12 protein-coding genes are annotated in these 15,831 nt (G+C 70.7%); 4 read left to right on the top strand and 8 right to left on the bottom strand.

Features of this window, described 5'->3' with window-relative positions:
* Positions 1-129: 129 nt before the first annotated feature.
* From ACWDR3_RS34550 to ACWDR3_RS34535, 4 genes are all read right to left on the bottom strand, one after another.
* Positions 130-633 carry an ATP-binding protein gene (locus ACWDR3_RS34550; RefSeq protein WP_123997630.1) on the bottom strand — a complete coding sequence of 168 codons (504 nt, stop codon included), beginning with the start codon at positions 631-633 and terminating at the stop codon, positions 130-132.
* Positions 634-895: 262 nt separating this feature from the next.
* Positions 896-1,663 (bottom strand): enoyl-CoA hydratase/isomerase family protein, encoded by a 768-nt coding sequence (locus ACWDR3_RS34545; protein WP_401722428.1) that lies wholly within the window; start codon positions 1,661-1,663, stop codon positions 896-898.
* Positions 1,664-1,760: 97 nt separating this feature from the next.
* Complete coding sequence (locus ACWDR3_RS34540) at positions 1,761-3,008, bottom strand: L,D-transpeptidase (RefSeq protein WP_450356505.1); 1,248 nt, start codon at positions 3,006-3,008, stop codon at positions 1,761-1,763.
* A 178-nt stretch (positions 3,009-3,186) separates the two neighbouring features.
* On the bottom strand, positions 3,187-4,419 hold the full coding sequence (locus ACWDR3_RS34535; RefSeq protein WP_450356504.1) for an Ig-like domain-containing protein: 1,233 nt from the start codon (positions 4,417-4,419) through the stop codon (positions 3,187-3,189).
* Positions 4,420-4,570: 151 nt separating this feature from the next.
* Between ACWDR3_RS34535 and glgX the strand changes: the two genes are divergently transcribed.
* Both glgX and ACWDR3_RS34525 read left to right on the top strand, forming a co-directional pair.
* Positions 4,571-6,805 carry a glycogen debranching protein GlgX gene (gene glgX, locus ACWDR3_RS34530; protein WP_450356503.1) on the top strand — a complete coding sequence of 745 codons (2,235 nt, stop codon included), beginning with the start codon at positions 4,571-4,573 and terminating at the stop codon, positions 6,803-6,805.
* 87 nt (positions 6,806-6,892) lie between these two features.
* Positions 6,893-8,305 carry a sulfatase family protein gene (locus tag ACWDR3_RS34525; RefSeq protein ID WP_450356502.1) on the top strand — a complete coding sequence of 471 codons (1,413 nt, stop codon included), beginning with the start codon at positions 6,893-6,895 and terminating at the stop codon, positions 8,303-8,305.
* An 8-nt stretch (positions 8,306-8,313) separates the two neighbouring features.
* On the opposite strand, the gene ACWDR3_RS34520 is transcribed toward ACWDR3_RS34525, so the two are convergent.
* From ACWDR3_RS34520 to ACWDR3_RS34505, 4 genes are read right to left on the bottom strand one after another with little or no spacing between them, the layout of a single operon-like run.
* Complete coding sequence (locus tag ACWDR3_RS34520) at positions 8,314-8,979, bottom strand: response regulator (RefSeq protein ID WP_450356501.1); 666 nt, start codon at positions 8,977-8,979, stop codon at positions 8,314-8,316.
* The gene (locus ACWDR3_RS34515; protein WP_450356500.1) at positions 8,972-10,240 is read right to left on the bottom strand and encodes an ATP-binding protein; all 1,269 of its coding nucleotides are present in this window, start codon (positions 10,238-10,240) and stop codon (positions 8,972-8,974) included. Before ACWDR3_RS34515 ends, ACWDR3_RS34520 begins: the two co-directional genes overlap by 8 nt.
* 26 nt (positions 10,241-10,266) lie before the next feature.
* Complete coding sequence (locus ACWDR3_RS34510; protein ID WP_450356499.1) at positions 10,267-11,001, bottom strand: ABC transporter permease; 735 nt, start codon at positions 10,999-11,001, stop codon at positions 10,267-10,269.
* Positions 10,998-11,900, bottom strand: a complete 903-nt coding sequence (locus ACWDR3_RS34505; RefSeq protein WP_450356498.1) for an ATP-binding cassette domain-containing protein — start codon at positions 11,898-11,900, stop codon at positions 10,998-11,000. The genes ACWDR3_RS34510 and ACWDR3_RS34505 overlap by 4 nt, the downstream gene beginning before the upstream one ends.
* Before the next feature lie 218 nt (positions 11,901-12,118).
* On the opposite strand from ACWDR3_RS34505, the gene ACWDR3_RS34500 reads away from it, so the two are divergent.
* Both ACWDR3_RS34500 and ACWDR3_RS34495 read left to right on the top strand, forming a co-directional pair.
* Complete coding sequence (locus tag ACWDR3_RS34500; protein ID WP_450356497.1) at positions 12,119-13,963, top strand: ABC transporter ATP-binding protein; 1,845 nt, start codon at positions 12,119-12,121, stop codon at positions 13,961-13,963.
* A complete protein-coding gene (locus tag ACWDR3_RS34495; protein ID WP_450356496.1) occupies positions 13,960-15,828 on the top strand; it encodes an ABC transporter ATP-binding protein in 1,869 nt (622 codons plus the stop codon). The genes ACWDR3_RS34500 and ACWDR3_RS34495 overlap by 4 nt, the downstream gene beginning before the upstream one ends.
* The last annotated feature ends 3 nt before the right edge of the window (positions 15,829-15,831 follow it).

The following is a 15,831-nucleotide window of genomic DNA, read 5'->3' as shown; positions in this document are numbered from 1 at the left end:
GTACGGCCGGTCTGGTGGGACTTGACCGCAAGGGCGCCATCTGCCCCTTCGACCCCGCCGGGGCTCCGCCCCGGACCCCGATCGGCCTCTAAAGGGCCTCGTCCTCAAACGCCGGACGGGCTGGAAGACTCAACGGTCCGCCACCCTCATCTCGAACCAGGTCGTTTTGCCGCGGGGCAGGAGGTCGACGCCCCAGCGGTCCGAGAGTTTGTCGACGAGGAACAGGCCTCGGCCGCTGATGTCCGTTTCCTGGACCGGCATCAGACAGGGAAGGCCTCGGGAGGGGTCGCGGATCTCGATGCGGATCCAGCCCCGGCGGCGGCGCATGCGGAGGCCGAAGACCCGGGCGCCGGTATGGCGGACGGCGTTGCCGACGAGTTCGGAGACGAGTAAGACCGCGTCTTCCGTCAGCTTCGGGGTGAGGCCCCATTGGCGGAGGACGACCACCTGGGCCAAGCGGCGCGCCGTCGCGGCGGACTCGGGGCGGGACGGCAGGGGGACCTCGGCCTCGGTCGGGTTTCCGAACAACTCCAGCGCCTTCAGCGCCCGTTCGTCCTCGACCGCGGGCGACCAACGCGCCGCGGTCGCACGGCCGTTTCCCCGCGGCTGTTCCATGCCCTCCAGCCCCGCCATGCCTCCATCATGGCCGCCGACCGCGCCCTCCGGGGCCGTTCCGCTGGAATACGCCCCCCGGAACCCGCCGTTCCGATTGGGGCGTTCGGCATATGTCACAGGCAGTTCGGGTGTCCTGACGGCCCGTCTGAGCTGCGGTGACGGCTCTGCTGGAGGCAATCGACGGACTCCCTCGACAAGACAGATTTAAGGTTGGATTAAGGCTCCCATAATCCGCCCCATCGAGGGACCCGAATCAGACACCGCGTCAATTGCAAGGGGTTCAGAGGAACTTCGCCTTGCCGGGCCCCTCCTCCACGAAGCTCCGCATCCCCCGCTCCCGGTCCTCCGTGGCGAACAGGCCCGCGAACCAGTTCCGTTCGACCGCGAGCCCGGTCTCGATGTCCGTCTCCAGACCGGTGTCGATCGACTCCTTCGCGGCCCGCAGCGCGAGCGCCGGCCCCTGCGCCAGCTTCGCCGCCCAGGTGTGCGCGGCGGTGTACACCTCGTCGGCCGGCACCACCCGGTCCACCAGACCCAGCGTCAACGCCTCGTCCGCCTTGACCATCCGGCCCGTGAAGATCAGGTCCTTCGCCTTGGACGGGCCGATCAGCCGGGCCAGGCGCTGGGTGCCGCCCGCGCCCGGGATCAGTCCGAGCAGGATCTCGGGCTGGCCGAGCTTGGCGTTGTCGGCGCAGATCCGGAAGTCCGCGCAGAGCGCGAGCTCGCAGCCGCCGCCCAGCGCGTACCCCGTCACGGCCGCGACCACCGGCTTGGGGATCCGGGCCACCGCCGTGAACGAGTCCTGGAGCGCACGCGCCCGCAGGATCATCCCGGTGTGGTCCATGTTCTGCATCTCCTTGATGTCCGCCCCGGCCGCGAACACCTTCTCCCCGCCGTAGATCACCACGGCCCGTACGTCCTCGCGCCGGGTCGCCTCCTCGGCCAGCTCCTTGAGCCGGTCCTGCGTGGCGACGTCCAGCGCGTTCATCGGCGGGCGGTCGAGACGGATCGTGCCGACGCCCTCGGCGACTTCGAGATTCACGGTCATGCCAGCAGGTTAACCGGCGCTAACGACAAGGGGCCCGGTGCTGTGGGTCACAGCACCGGGCCCCGAACGTCTCCGGAGGAACGTCTCTAGGAGAGCGTCACGACGTCCACTTCGCCCACGACATGTTCCAGCCGTTGAGCCCGTTGTCGGGCGCCACGGTCGCGTCGTTGGAGTTCTTCACGACCACGACGTCGCCGAGGATCGAGTGGTTGAAGAACCACGCGGCCGACACGGTCTTGCTCCAGCCGCCCTTGACGTCCTGGAGGCCGATGCAGCCGTGGCTGGCGTTGTAGTTGCCGAAGGCGCCGCCGCCCCAGTAGTTGCCGTGGATGAAGGTGCCGGAGTCGGTGAGGCGGGTGGCGTGCGGGACGTCCTTGATGTCGTACTCGCCGCCGTAGCCGACCGTCTCGCCGTTCATCCGGGTCACTTCGAGCTTCTGGCTCATGACCATCTGGCCGTTCCAGGTGTCGTAGCCGGGCTTGCCGGTGGTGACCGGGATGGTCTTGATGGTCCTGCCGTCCTGCGTGACCTTCATCGTGTGCTTCTTGGCGTCCACGACGGAGACCTGGTTGCGGCCGATGGTGAACTTGACCGTCTTGGACTGCTTGCCGTAGACGCCCGACCGGCCCTCGACACCGTCGAGGGAGAGCTTGACGGTGACCTTGGTGCCGGACTTCCAGTACTTCTCCGGGCGGAAGTCGAGACGGTCGTTGCCGAACCAGTGGCCCTCGACGTCGACGGCCGGCGAGGTCGTGATGCTGATCGCCTTCTTCACGTCCTCCGGGTTGGTGATGCCCCGGGTGAAGCGGATCGAGAACGGCATCCCGACGCCGACCGTGGAGCCGTCCTCGGGAGTGAAGTTGCCGATGAAGGTGTTCGCCGGCGTCAGCGTGGTGAAGCTGGAGTCCTCGGCGGCGACCCGGCCCTTGGCGTCCTTGGCGACCGCGTGCACCGTGTACTTGGTGGCCGCGGCCAGGTGGGTGGAGGGCGTCCAACTCGCCCCGCCGGCGGCGATCTTGCCGGATATCGCGGTGCCCTTGGCGTCCTTGACCTCGACCTGCGTCAAGGTGCCCTTGCTGGCGCTGATCTTCAGAGCGCCGTTGGTGTCGACGGACTTCGCGCCGTCCTTCGGGGCGATCGCGACGACCGCCTCCGACTGCTTCGTCTCCGCGGTGCTCGCCGCGTCCTTGCCCTTGCTGTCCCCCGACCCCGAACCGGAGTCCGATCCTCCTCCGCCACACGCGGTGAGAGTCACCAGCAGCACTCCAAGAACCAGCGCCGGCAGTTTTCTGCTCCCACGTCCGCGTGCGTCAACCGACGCCCCCGATATCGGCCGCACGTTCAACTCGTTCTCCCCTCGCCGGGCCTGGTCAGGCCCGCACCCCGGCGCGTCCGACGCGCACATTGGCGCATATTAACCGCAAGGTTTTGGGGAAGTTGTGAGCCGAAGGTCACCGTTCAGTAGCAACATCGACCTTCGCCCGCTTCCCCGACACGCTCCCCCGACCCGGCCCCTCACCGGGTCACTTGAGCGCACTGCCCGCTTTCCACTCCTTCCAACCCATGTTCCACCCTCCGAGCCCGTTGTCGGGAGCGACCTTTTTGTCGTTGCTGTGCACGACCTCGACGACGTCCCCGATCAGGCTGCGGTCGAAGAACCAGCCCGCCGGGGTGTCGGAGCCGCCGCCCTTCACGTCCCTGAGCCCCACGCACCCGTGGCTGACGTTGACGCGTCCAGGAGCGCTGGGCGCCCAGTAGTTGCCGTGCAGGAAGGTGCCCGAGTCGGTCAGGCGCATGGCGTGCGGCACGTCGGGGATGTCGTACTCGCCGCCGAAACCGACCGTGCGGCTGTTCATGCGGGTCACGTCGAGCATCTCGGTCACCACCATCTTGCCGTTGTAGGTGGTGGTCTTGGGCGCCCCGGCCGTGATGGGCACGGTGGCCAGCAGCTCGCCGTCCCGCCGCACCTGCATGGTGTGCCGGGCCGCGTCGACCAGGGAGACCTGGCTGCGGCCGACGGTGAAGGAGAACGTCTTGTACTGGAGTCCGTAGACCCCGCTCGCGCCCTCGACGTCGCGCAGCCGCAGGGAGACGGTGACGCGGGTGCCGGGCCTCCAGTACTTCTCGGGGCGGAAGTCGAGGCGGTCCTTGCCGAACCAGTGCGGGCGGATCTCGGTGGCCGGGCGGGAGGTGACGTGGACGGCGCGCTCGACGGCGCCACGGTTGTCGATCTCCCGGTTGAACTCCAGGGAGACGATCATGCCGGTGCCGACGACGGAGCGGTTCTCGGGGGTGACGTACCCGATGAAGCGCTCGTCGGGGACGTACGTGGTGAAGGTGGTGTGGCGGGCCGAGCGGCGGCCGTGGCCGTCGAGGGCGACCGCGTCGACCGTGTACTTGGCGGCAAGGGCGAGCCTGGGTTCGTCGGGTTCCCAGCGCAGGCCGTCGTCGGAGATGTGCCCCGCGACCTCCGACTCCTGCGCGTCCTGCGCCTTGACGACCCGCACCGACTCCAGGCGCCCGCTGGGCACCCGTACGCGAAGGGTCTCCTCGGGGGTGACGCCCTTGCTCGCGTCGTCCGGGGAGACGCGGATGACGTCCTCCGGGGCGGGGGCCTTGCCGAAGGCCCCGCCGATGTCGATGCCGCCGTCGGCGTCCGCGGAGCAGCCGGCGGCTCCGGCCAGCAGTCCTGCCCAGGTCAGTAGGGCGGCCAGCGCGGCCCCCGCGCGCCGAGCGCGCCCGTGTGCATGCCTCACGGCGTGACAACGACAGGGGTCGCCAAGGGAAACGTGAGTGCGACGCAAGCTCTGGGCAGAACAGTGGGGAGGACGACGGGAGAGGGCACGTCCGGTCGGGACGCCGTACGCCCCTTTCCCCGTCGTTCCACGAGCCGTGGGAGGCTGACAGGTGTCCAGCGCAGCCGAGCAGGAAGCGGTGGCAGCGGAGCTCGTAGCTCCGGCCGCCGTGGTGAACGGGTCCCGGCGCAGGACGCCGGGCGTGCCCGTGCGGCCCGGTGCGCCGATGCCGTTGGGGGCCCGGTACCGGGTGGGCACCGACGGGGTGACGGGCACCAACTTCGCGCTGTGGGCGGGCGGGGCGGAGGCCGTCGAACTGTGCCTTTTCGACGAGCGGGGCAAGGAGACACGGGCCCGGCTGACCGAGCTGACGCACGAGATCTGGCACGGCTTCGTGCCGGGCGTGCTGCCCGGACAGCGCTACGGCTATCGGGTGCACGGCCGCTGGGACCCGTGGACCGGCGGCCGCTGGAACCCGGCGAAGCTGCTCCTGGACCCGTACGCGCGCGCGGTGGACGGCGACTTCGGGCTGCCGCCCGAGGTGTACGGGCATGTCCGGGACTGGCCGCAGCAGCAGGTCGCCGACACCGTCCGCGACGACCGCGACTCGGCGCCGTTCGTCCCCAAGGGTGTCGTCGTCCACGACGACGACGAGTGGGAGGACGACCGCCGCCCCAAGACCCCGTGGGCGGACTCCGTCATCTACGAGCTCCACGTGCGCGGCTTCACCGCCCTGCACCCGGAGATACCGGAGGAACTCCGCGGCACCTACGCCGGGTTGGCGCACCCGGCGGCCATCGAGCACCTGGTCAAGCTGGGCGTGACGGCGGTGGAGCTGCTGCCGGTGCACCAGTTCGCGCACGAGGACCACCTGCTGCGCCGCGGCCTGAAGAACTACTGGGGCTACAACTCCATCGGCTACTTCGCCCCGCACGCCGGGTACGCGGCCTCCGGTACGACGGGACAGCAGGTCGGCGAGTTCAAGCGGATGGTCCGCGCGCTGCACGCGGCCGGCATCGAGGTCATCCTCGACGTCGTCTACAACCACACGGCCGAGGCGGGCGAACAGGGCCCCACCCTCTCCCTCAAGGGCATCGACAACCGCGGCTACTACCACCTCCAGTCCGACGCCCGCCGCTACGCCGACTACACCGGCTGCGGCAACACCCTGCACGTCGTGCAACCGCACGTGCTCCGCCTCATCACCGACTCCCTGCGCTACTGGGTGACCGAGATGGGCGTCGACGGTTTCCGCTTCGACCTCGCGGCGGCGCTGGCCCGCTCGATGCACGACGTCGACATGCTCTCCCCGTTCCTCGCGGTCATCGCGCAGGACCCGGTGCTGCGCCGCGTGAAGCTGATCGCCGAGCCGTGGGACGTGGGCTCCGGGGGCTACCAGGTGGGCGCGTTCCCGCCCCTGTGGACGGAGTGGAACGACCGTTACCGCAACGCCGTACGGGACTTCTGGCGCGGCGCGCTGCCCGACGTGCGGGATCTCGGTTACCGCCTGTCGGGCTCCAGCGACCTGTACGCGTGGGGCGGCCGGCGGCCGTACGCGTCGGTCAACTTCGTGACCGCGCACGACGGTTTCACCCTGCGGGACCTGGTGTCCTACGAACGCAAGCACAACGAGGCGAACGGCGAGGGCAACCGGGACGGCACCGACGACAACCGGTCCTGGAACTGCGGCACCGAGGGCGAGAGCGACGACGAGCGCGTACGGGCGCTGCGGCGACGGCAGTTGCGGAACCTGCTGACCACGCTGCTGCTGTCGACGGGCGTGCCGATGCTGGTCGCGGGCGACGAACTGGGGCGCACACAGCGGGGCAACAACAACGCGTACTGCCAGGACAACGAGATCAGTTGGGTCGACTGGAGCCTGCTGGACGACCCCGGCTGGCGGGCCCTGACCGACCTCACCGCCCGCTTGATCGACCTGCGCCACCGGCACCCGGTGCTGCGCCGCCGCGCCTTCTTCTCCGGCCGCGCGCACGGCGTGGACGGCCTGCGCGACCTGGCCTGGTTCACGGCCCGCGGCACGGAGATGACGGAACGGGACTGGTACGCGCCCGCCGCCACGCTCGGCATGTACCTCTCCGGACGCGACATCCCCGGCCGCGACGAACGCGGCGACCCGATCATCGACGACAGCTTCCTCGCCGTCCTGCACGCCGGGGACCGGCCGGTGAGCTTCGTGCTGCCGGGGTCGCCGTGGGCGGAGCGGTACGAGGTGGTCGTCGACACGTCCAAGGAGGAGCAGGGGGAGGCGCCGGGGGTGGTGCACCGGGCGGGGGCGGCGATCACTGTGCCGGCGCGGGCGGTGCTGTTGTTGCGGGTGGTGGGGTGAGCGCGATTGCGGATGCATATTGCAGGTACATGAACTCCGGGCCGGATCACTGGCGAGCGGACCGGGCTCGCTGATCGACTGCTGCGTATGCCTGAGATATCCCGCCGTGCCTTCGGTGGCCTTGTCGGCGGCGGTGCCGTGACCGCCGTCGCCGGTACGGCCGCCACCGCCGAGGCCGCCGAACCGGCCCCCGCCGAACGCCCCTTCAAGGCCCGCCCCGCCGCCTCCGGCAAGCGTCCCAACCTTCTCGTCATCCTCGGCGACGACCTCGGCTGGGCCGACCTCTCCTCCTACGGCGCCCCGCACATCAAGACGCCGAACCTGGACCGGCTGGCCCGGCAGGGCGTGCGGTTCACCGACGCGTACTCGGGCTCGGCGACCTGCTCGCCGACCCGGTTCAGCCTGTACACCGGGCGCTATCCGGGGCGTACGCCGGGCGGTCTCGCCGAGCCGATCGCCAGCCGGACGCAGGGGCTCGACCCCCACCACCCCACCCTGGCCTCGCTGTTGAAGAAGGCCGGCTACTCCACCGCCCTCATCGGCAAGTGGCACTGCGGCTGGCTGCCCGACTACAGCCCCACCAAGTCGGGTTGGGACGAGTTCTTCGGCAACCACGGGGGCGTCCTTGAGTACTTCTCCAAGCTGGGGCAGCTCGGCGACTACGACCTCTACGAGGGCGACGCGACCTTTCAGGACCTGCGCTACTACACCGAGGTGCTGACCGAGCGGGCGGTGGAGTACGTCGGCCGCGAGCACGACCGGCCCTGGCTGCTGAACCTCAACTTCACCACCCCGCACTGGCCTTGGCTCGCGGAGGGCGACGAGGAGACCGGCGCCGAGATCGCGGCGAAGATCCGGGCCGCGAAGAACCAGGCCGAGGTCTCCAACGCGCTCAACCACTACGACGGCGGCTCTGTCGCCAAGTACACGGAGATGGTGCAGAGCCTCGACGCGGCCGTCGGCGAGGTGCTCGCCGCGCTGCGCCGGTCAGGGCAGGAGGAGCACACGCTGGTGTACTTCGCCAGCGACAACGGCGGCGAACGCTGGTCGTACCTCTGGCCGTTGAGCGGCGAGAAGTTCGTGCTCCAGGAGGGCGGCATCCGGGTGCCGACCATCGTGCGCTGGCCGCACCGGATCGACGGCAACCAGGTCAGCCACGAACCGAACTTCTCGCCCGACTGGACCGCGACCTTCCTGGAGCTGGCCGGCGCCCGCCCCGACCCGGCGTACCCGCTGGACGGCACGAGCTTCGCGGGCTATCTGCTCAAGGGCGAGGAACTGCCCGAGCGGGACCTGTTCTGGCGGGTGCGGGCCAACCGGGCGCTGCGGCGCGGCGATTGGAAGTACTACCAGGACTCCGACGGCGACGACCATCTTTTCGACCTCGGCGCGGACGTGCGCGAGCAGGCCGATCTCGCCCCCGACAAGCCGGAGTTGCTCGCCGAGCTGAAGGCGGCCTGGGAGCGGATCGCCTCCGGTCTTCTCCCCTACCCGAGCTAGTACCCGAACTAGCCGAGAATGCCCCGCTCGTACGCCGTCGCCACCGCCGCCGCGCGGTCGTTCACGCCCAACTTGCCGTACAGGTGGGTGAGATGGGTCTTCACGGTCGCCTCGCTGATGAAGAGTTCGCGGGCGATCTCGCGGTTGGAGGTGCCCTTGGCGACCAGGGCCAGGACCTCGCGTTCGCGGGTGGAGAGGGGCTCGTTGCCGGGTGCCTTGGGGGTGCGGACCGCGGAGACCAGGCGGAAGGCGACGGCGGGCGACAGGACCGTACGGCCTGCCGCCGCCGCGCGGACGGCGGTGAAGAGCTCGTCGCGCGGGGCGTCCTTGAGGAGGTAGCCCGTCGCGCCGGCCTCGATCGCGGGCAGGGTGTCGGAGTCGGTGTCGTACGTCGTCAGGACGAGCACCTTCGCGCGGGCGGCGCGGCGGGTCAGCTCGCGGATGGCGTCGACTCCCGCGCCGCCCGGCATGCGCAGGTCCATCAGGATGACGTCCGGGTCGAGGGCGGCGGCCCGCTCCACGGCCTCGACGCCGTCGGCGGCCTCGCCCAGGACTCGGAAGCCGGGCGCGGACTCGAACATGCCGCGCAGACCGTCGCGTACGACGGGATGGTCGTCGACGATCAGCACGGAGATCTGGGGTTCGGCAGGGGAGATCTGGGGTTCGTCACTCATGGCGGACCAACGGTACGCGAGCCGACAGGGCCGTGCCGTGCCCCGGCTCGGTCTCGATCGTGAGGGTGCCGGCGATGCGTTCGGCGCGGGCCCGCATGCCGTCGAGGCCGAAGCCGCCGGCGCGGGTGCGTGCGGGCAGGGCGAGCGGGTCGAAGCCCTCGCCGTCGTCGCGGATGTCGAGGATCACCTCGTAGCCCAGGAAGGTGAGGGTCACGCCGACACGGGTGGCGTGCGCGTGCCGGGCGGCGTTCGACAGGGCCTCCTGGGCGATGCGCAGCAGGGTCGCCGAGACCTCGTCGTGGAGCTGCTCGGCGGTGCCCGTGACGGTGAACTCGGCGCGGACGCCGGTGCGTTCGCCCCACTCGGCGACCGTGTTCTTCAGTGCCTCGGGCAGTCCGTCGTTCTCCAGGGCCATGGGCGCGAGGTTCTGCACGGAGCGGCGGGCCTCGCCGAGGCTGTGCCGGGCGAGGGTGGAGGCGCGGTCGAGATGGGTGCGGGCGGTCTCCAAGTCGGGTGCGTTCGCGACGACTTGGAGCTGGGCGATGATGCCGGTCAGGCCCTGGGCGATGGTGTCGTGGATCTCGGCGGCCAGCCGGCGGCGCTCGTCGGCGACCCCGGCCTCCCTCGCCTGGAGCAGGAGTTGGGCGTGCAGGGCGGCGTTCTCGTCGAGGGCCTGTTGCAGGGCGGTGTTGGTGCGTTCGAGTTCGGTGATGGTCTCGCCACGTTCGTGGGAGCGCTGGGTCTCCTGCTCCTGGAGATGGGCGACCGCCATCTGCAGGCCGGAGTTGGCGGCCACGAGCGCGGCGAAGAGGATCCACTGGACCGGGCTGCGCAGCGGCAGCCCGCCGGACTGCGCGCCGGCCACGGTGACCGCGCTGGCGAGCAGTCCGAGCCGCTGCCGCGCCTTGCCGGGGATCAGTTCGTCGGCGTCCATGTAGCCGGCGGCTGCGTAGAACGCGAAGAACGGGTCGATCCAGGCGAGGGCGAAGGCGAGGGCCCAGCGGATGACGTAGTACGCGGTCCCCGCGCGGGACGGGATCCGGCCGCGTCCGGGCCGCCGAGAGCGGGTGCCGTGCCACCACAGCTGGAGGACGACCGCGGCACCGACCAGGGCCCAGCCGGTGTACCACTGGGCGGCGGTGTAGTCGAAGAGACCGGAGGAGGCGAGCGCGAGGACGACACCGATCCCGAGCAGACCGTACGGACCCCAGGTGTGCAGTTGCTCCCAGCGCCGCTCGATCTGCCGGTCCTTCGTGGTCATCTCCCCAGTCTGCACGGCCGCCTCCCCTACTCCCAGCGGAACCAGCGCGCGGCGCCGGCCGTCAGGAGCACGGTCCAGGCGACCAGCACGCCCAGGTGGGTCCAGCCCGGCCAGTCGCCCGCCGCCGCCCGGTTCAGGGCCTCGGCCGCGGCGCCGAAGGGCGTGTAGCCGACGATCCGGGCGAGAGTGTCCGGCATGGCCTGCACGGGGATCCACACGCCCGCGCAGAACATCATCGGGAAGAACACCGCGGAACCGATGGCGCCCGCGATCTTCGTGGTGCGGGACAGCGCCGAGACCACCGCGCCCAGCGCGAGCGCGGCCAGGATCGCGAGGACCAGGGCGAGCAGATAGCCGAAGGCCTGCTGCGGCAGCCGTACGTCGAAGGCGAGCCGGCCGACGATCAGCGCGCACAGGGCGGAGACCAGGGCCGCCCCGCCGTAGACCAGCATCTGCGCGGACAGCAGCGCGGACGGGCGGACCGGGGTGGCGGACATGCGGCGCAGGATGCCGCGCTCGCGGTAGCCGGTGAGGTTCTGCGGCATCGACTGGAGCGCGCCGACGATCATGCCGAGCAGGACGGCGACCGGGACGTACACGTCGACCGTGCGCAGCCCGCCCAGGTCCGCCTGGTGGTGGCGGAAGGACGGGATGGAACCCAGGATCACCAGGAGGATGGTCGGGAAGAACAGGATCCAGAAGAGGGCGCCCGGTTCACGCCGGAAGAGACGCAACTCGGTGCGCAGGACGGCGGTGTTCATGCGGAGACCTCCGTCAGGTCCAGGAAGGCGTCGTCCAACGTGGCTTCGGACACGCGGAGTTGGTGGGCGGTGATGTGCCGGCGGGCGAGCAGGGTGATGACCGCGTTGACGGTCTCGTCGGTGCCGGAGAGCGTGATCCGGCTGTCCTTGTACTCGACCGACACGAGCGCGGGCAGCGCGTTCAGGTCACCCTCGTCCAGCGGCGCGGAGGGCGTGAAGCTGATGACGGTGGAGCCGGCCGAGCGCCGGATCAGGCCGTCCGGGGTGTCCAGGGCGGCCACCCGGCCCTGGTCGATCACGGCGATCCGGTCGCACAGGCGCTGTGCCTCCTCCATGAAGTGGGTGACGAGCAGGACGGTGACCCCGCCCGCGCGCACGTCCTCGATGAGCTGCCAGGTGTCGCGGCGGGCCCGCGGGTCCAGCCCTGTGGTGAGTTCGTCGAGGACGACGATCCGGGGGTTGCCGATGAGGGCGAGCGCGATGAACAGGCGCTGCTTCTGGCCGCCGGAGAGCTTCGCGAAGCGGGTGGTGAGCTTCGCGGTCAGGCCGAGGCGTTCGGCCAGCGGGCCCCAGTCCAGCGGGCTCGGGTAGAAGGAGGCGTACAGCTCCAGCGCCTCGCGGACGGTCAGCTTGGCCTGGAGTTCGCTCTCCTGGAGCTGGGCGCCGAGGACACGGGCGACCTGCTCGTGGTCGGCGATCGGGTCGAGGCCGGTGACGCGGACGCGCCCTGCGTCGGGGACGCGCAGTCCCTCGACGCACTCGACGGTGGTGGTCTTGCCGGCGCCGTTGGGGCCGAGGATCCCGAAGATCTCGCCCTCCTCGACGGCGAAGGAGACGCCGTCGACGACGGGCCGGCCGCCGTAGGTCTTGCGCAGTTCGGTGACTTCGATGACGGACATGGCTTCAGCGTCCCGGGGAGCGGGCATCCGCCACATCGCCCGTCGCGCTCGAAGGGACATCAACCGATCGGTTGATGCCGGCCTCCTACCGGCCGGCTCCCCCTCCCCTGCGGTCCTGTACGACTCCTCGAACGCGCAGGTCGTAGGTCCAGCGGCCGATCAGGGTCCGGCCAAAACTCGCTGGGCGTTGTCAGTGCCGGTCCGTAGGCTCACTGACGATGTCCACTACACGTTCGACCACCGAGGAAGGCACGGTGACCGGGGAGCGGTCCACCGTGCGCACACTGCTGCGTCTATGGCCCTACGTCCGGCCCGTGCGGGTGCGGCTGTTCACCGCCGCGTTCGTCGCCGTGCTGGCCTCCTGTACGGGGCTCGTGATCCCGCTGGTGCTGAAGTGGATGGTCGACGGACCGGTGGCCGACCGGGATCCGGCCGGGGTGTGGCTCGGCGCGCTGTACCTGCTGCTGCTCGGGGTCGCGGAGGCGCTGCTGTTCGGGCTGCGGCGGTGGATGGTGGCGCGCCCGCTGTCGCACGTCGAGGCGGAGATGCGGGCGGATCTGTACGGACATCTGCAGCGGCTGCCGGTCGCCTTCCACGACCGGTGGGCCTCGGGCCAGTTGCTGTCCCGGGCCACCACGGACCTGATGCTGCTGCGCATGTTCCTCGCCTTCCCGCTGACCTTCCTGCTGGTCAACGGGGTGACGATCCTGGTCGGCGTGATCATCATGCTGCTCCAGGACTGGACGCTGGGGCTGGTGATCCTGGGTCCCGCGATCCCGGTGATCGTCACCTGCGTGGTCTTCGAGAAGAAGTACGCGCTGGTGGCGCGGCGCGCGCAGGACCAGGTCGGCGATCTGACGACGGTCGTCGAGGAGAGCGTGCTCGGCATCCGCATCATCAAGGGGTTCGGCCGGCACCGCAGCCAGGCCCTGGCGTTCCGCAAGCTGTCGCACACCCTGCGCGGCACCGAACTGAGCAAGGCGCAGCTGCTGGCCGCCATTTGGGGCGTCATCGTGACGCTCCCCGAGATGGCGATCGGCGCGGCCCTGGTCCTGGGCACGGTCCAGGTCGCCGACGGCGATCTGTCGGCGGGCACCCTGGTCGCCTTCCTGTCGACCGCCCTCGCCCTGCGCTGGCCGGTGGACTCCATCGGCTTCCTGCTGGCGATGAGCCAGGAGGCGGCGACGGCCACGGAGCGGTACTTCGAGGTGATGGACGAACGCCCCGAACAGCAGGAACGGCAGGAACAGCAGCAACAGCAGGGCGAGTCGAGCGCATCCGCCACTGCCCCGCCGACGAAGAGCGAGCGCGAGCGCGGCATCCGGTTCCGTGGAGTCCGGTTTCGATACCCCGACGCCGAGCCCGGGTCCGCGCCCGTGCTGGACCGGATAGACCTGCACATCCGCCCCGGCGAGTCCATGGCGCTAGTCGGGTCCACGGGCAGCGGCAAGACGACGCTGACCGCGCTCGTGCCGCGGCTGCACGAGGTGACCGAGGGACACATCACCCTGGACGGCGAGGACATCACCGCCATGTCCAGGGAGGAGCTGCGCTCCCGGGTCGCCGTCGCCTTCGAGGAGCCGACGCTGTTCTCGGCGAGCGTCGGGGAGAACGTGCTCATGGGCGCCGACGACGAGGCGGGCGCGGCCGAGCTGAACCGCGCGCTCTCGGTCGTACAGGCCGACTTCGCGCACGCGCTCCCGCAGGGCACCGACACGCAGGTCGGCGAGCAGGGCCTGAGTCTGTCGGGCGGTCAGCGGCAACGCCTCGCGCTGGCGCGGGCGGTGGTGGGCAGACCCGGGTTCCTGGTCCTGGACGACCCGCTGTCCGCGCTGGACGTGCACACCGAGGCCGCCGTCGAGGCCGCGCTGCGGGAGGTCCTCGCGGACACCACCGCGCTCATCGTGGCCCACCGCCCCTCCACGGTCCTGCTCGCCGACCGGGTCGCCCTGCTCTCCGGCGGCCGGATCACCGCCGTCGGCACGCATCAGGAACTGCTGCGCACGAACGCCGAGTACGCCCACCTCATGTCCGGGACCGACGAAGCGGAGGACGACCGATGACGGCCCCGACCACCTCCTCCGTCCCGGCGGCGGACGACGAACCGGACCTGCCCCGCCCCGGGGACTCCAAGGTCACCGACCCCTTCGACCGCGACGTCCTGCCCACTCCCCCGGGCGCCACCTCGACCTTGCTGCGCTCCCTGCTCGCCCCCATGAAGGCGCGCGTCGCGTTCACCAGCTTCCTGCTGCTCGTCCAGCAGGCGGCCGTCCAGGCGGGCCCGCTGCTGGTGGCGTACGCGATCGACAGCGCGGTGCCGGCGTTCCGGCGCGCCGACCACGGACCGCTGATCGCGGTGGCCGTGGGCTATCTGCTGTGCGCGCTGATCTCCGGCGGACTGCAGTACGCGTTCATCATCGCCTCGGCCCGCGTCAACCAGGACGTGCTGCTCGACCTGCGCGGCCGGATCTTCCGACACGCGCAGGCGCTCAGCATCGACTTCCACGAGCGCTACACCTCGGGCCGGCTGATCTCCCGCTCCACCACGGACGTCGAGTCCCTGCGCGAGCTGCTGAACGAGGGCCTCCAGGAACTGATCACGGTCATCCTGTCCTTCGTCTACATCTCGGTGATGCTGCTCTGGCTCGACCTCGGCGTCGGCGCCCTCGCGGTGGCGTCCTTCGTACCCCTCTACCTCCTGGTCCGCGTCTACCAACGGCGCGCGGTCCGCGTGTACCGGGTGCGGTCCACGGCGATCGCGGCCGTGATCGTCAAGTTCGTCGAGACGATGAACGGCATCCGGCCGGTGCGCGCCTTCCGCCGCGAGGCCGCGAACGACACCGACTTCCGGGTGCTGAACCGCAATCACGAGCGCTCGAACGGCGACGCGCTCCTGGAGATGGCCCGTTACGTCGTCGGCTCCCGCCTGGTCGCCAACACGGCGGTCGCGGGAATCGTCCTGTGGGGCGCCTACCGGGTGGCGAGCGGTTCCCTCGAACTCGGCGTGCTGGCCGCCGCGGTGCTGTATCTGCGCCGCCTGTACGACCCGATCGACCGGCTCGGCATGTTCCTCAACTCCTACCAGTCGGCGGCGGCCTCCCTGGAGAAGATCGCCGGGCTGCTGGCGCAGACGCCGTCCGTGCCGGAACCCTCCTCGCCCGTCGAACTGCCGGCCCTGGAGAGCGAACACCCGGGCCGCGAGGTCGTCTTCGACGGTGTCCGCTTCGGCTACCGCACCGGCGGCGAGGTCCTGCCGGCCTTCGACCTGACCCTCCCGGCCGGGCAGACGGTCGCCGTCGTCGGCACCACCGGCGCCGGCAAGTCCACCCTGGCCAAGCTGCTCGCCCGCTTCTACGACCCCTCCGCCGGACAGGTCCTGCTGGACGGCGTCGACCTGCGCGAGCTGTCCGTGCCCGAACTGCGGCGCGGGGTGGTGATGGTGACGCAGGAGGCGTTCCTGTTCTCCGGCACGGTCGCCGAGAACATCGCCATCGGCCGCCCCGACGCGAGCCGCGAACAGATCGAGCGGGCCGCGAAGGCGATCGGCGCGCACGACTTCATCGAGGCCCTGCCCGACGGCTACGACACGGACGTACGCAAAAGAGGCGGCCGCATCTCCGCCGGGCAGCGCCAACTCGTCGCGTTCGCACGGGCGTTGCTCGCGGACCCGGCCGTGCTGATCCTGGACGAGGCGACCAGCTCCCTCGACGTCCCGGGCGAACGGGCCGTGCAGCGCGCGATGTCGACGGTCCTGCAAGGGCGCACGGCCGTGGTCATCGCACACCGCCTGTCGACCGTCGAGATCGCCGACCGGGTCCTGGTCATGGAACACGGCCGGATCGTCGAGGACGGCAGCCCGGCCGAACTCATCGCGGGCACGGGCCGGTTCGCGGATCTGCACCGGGCGTGGCGGGACAGTCTCGCGTGACAG

Source organism: Streptomyces sp. NPDC001002, assembly GCF_053599215.1.
The sequence above is the reverse complement of the archived record's forward strand: the minus strand, read 5'-3'. Positions and strand labels throughout refer to the sequence as shown.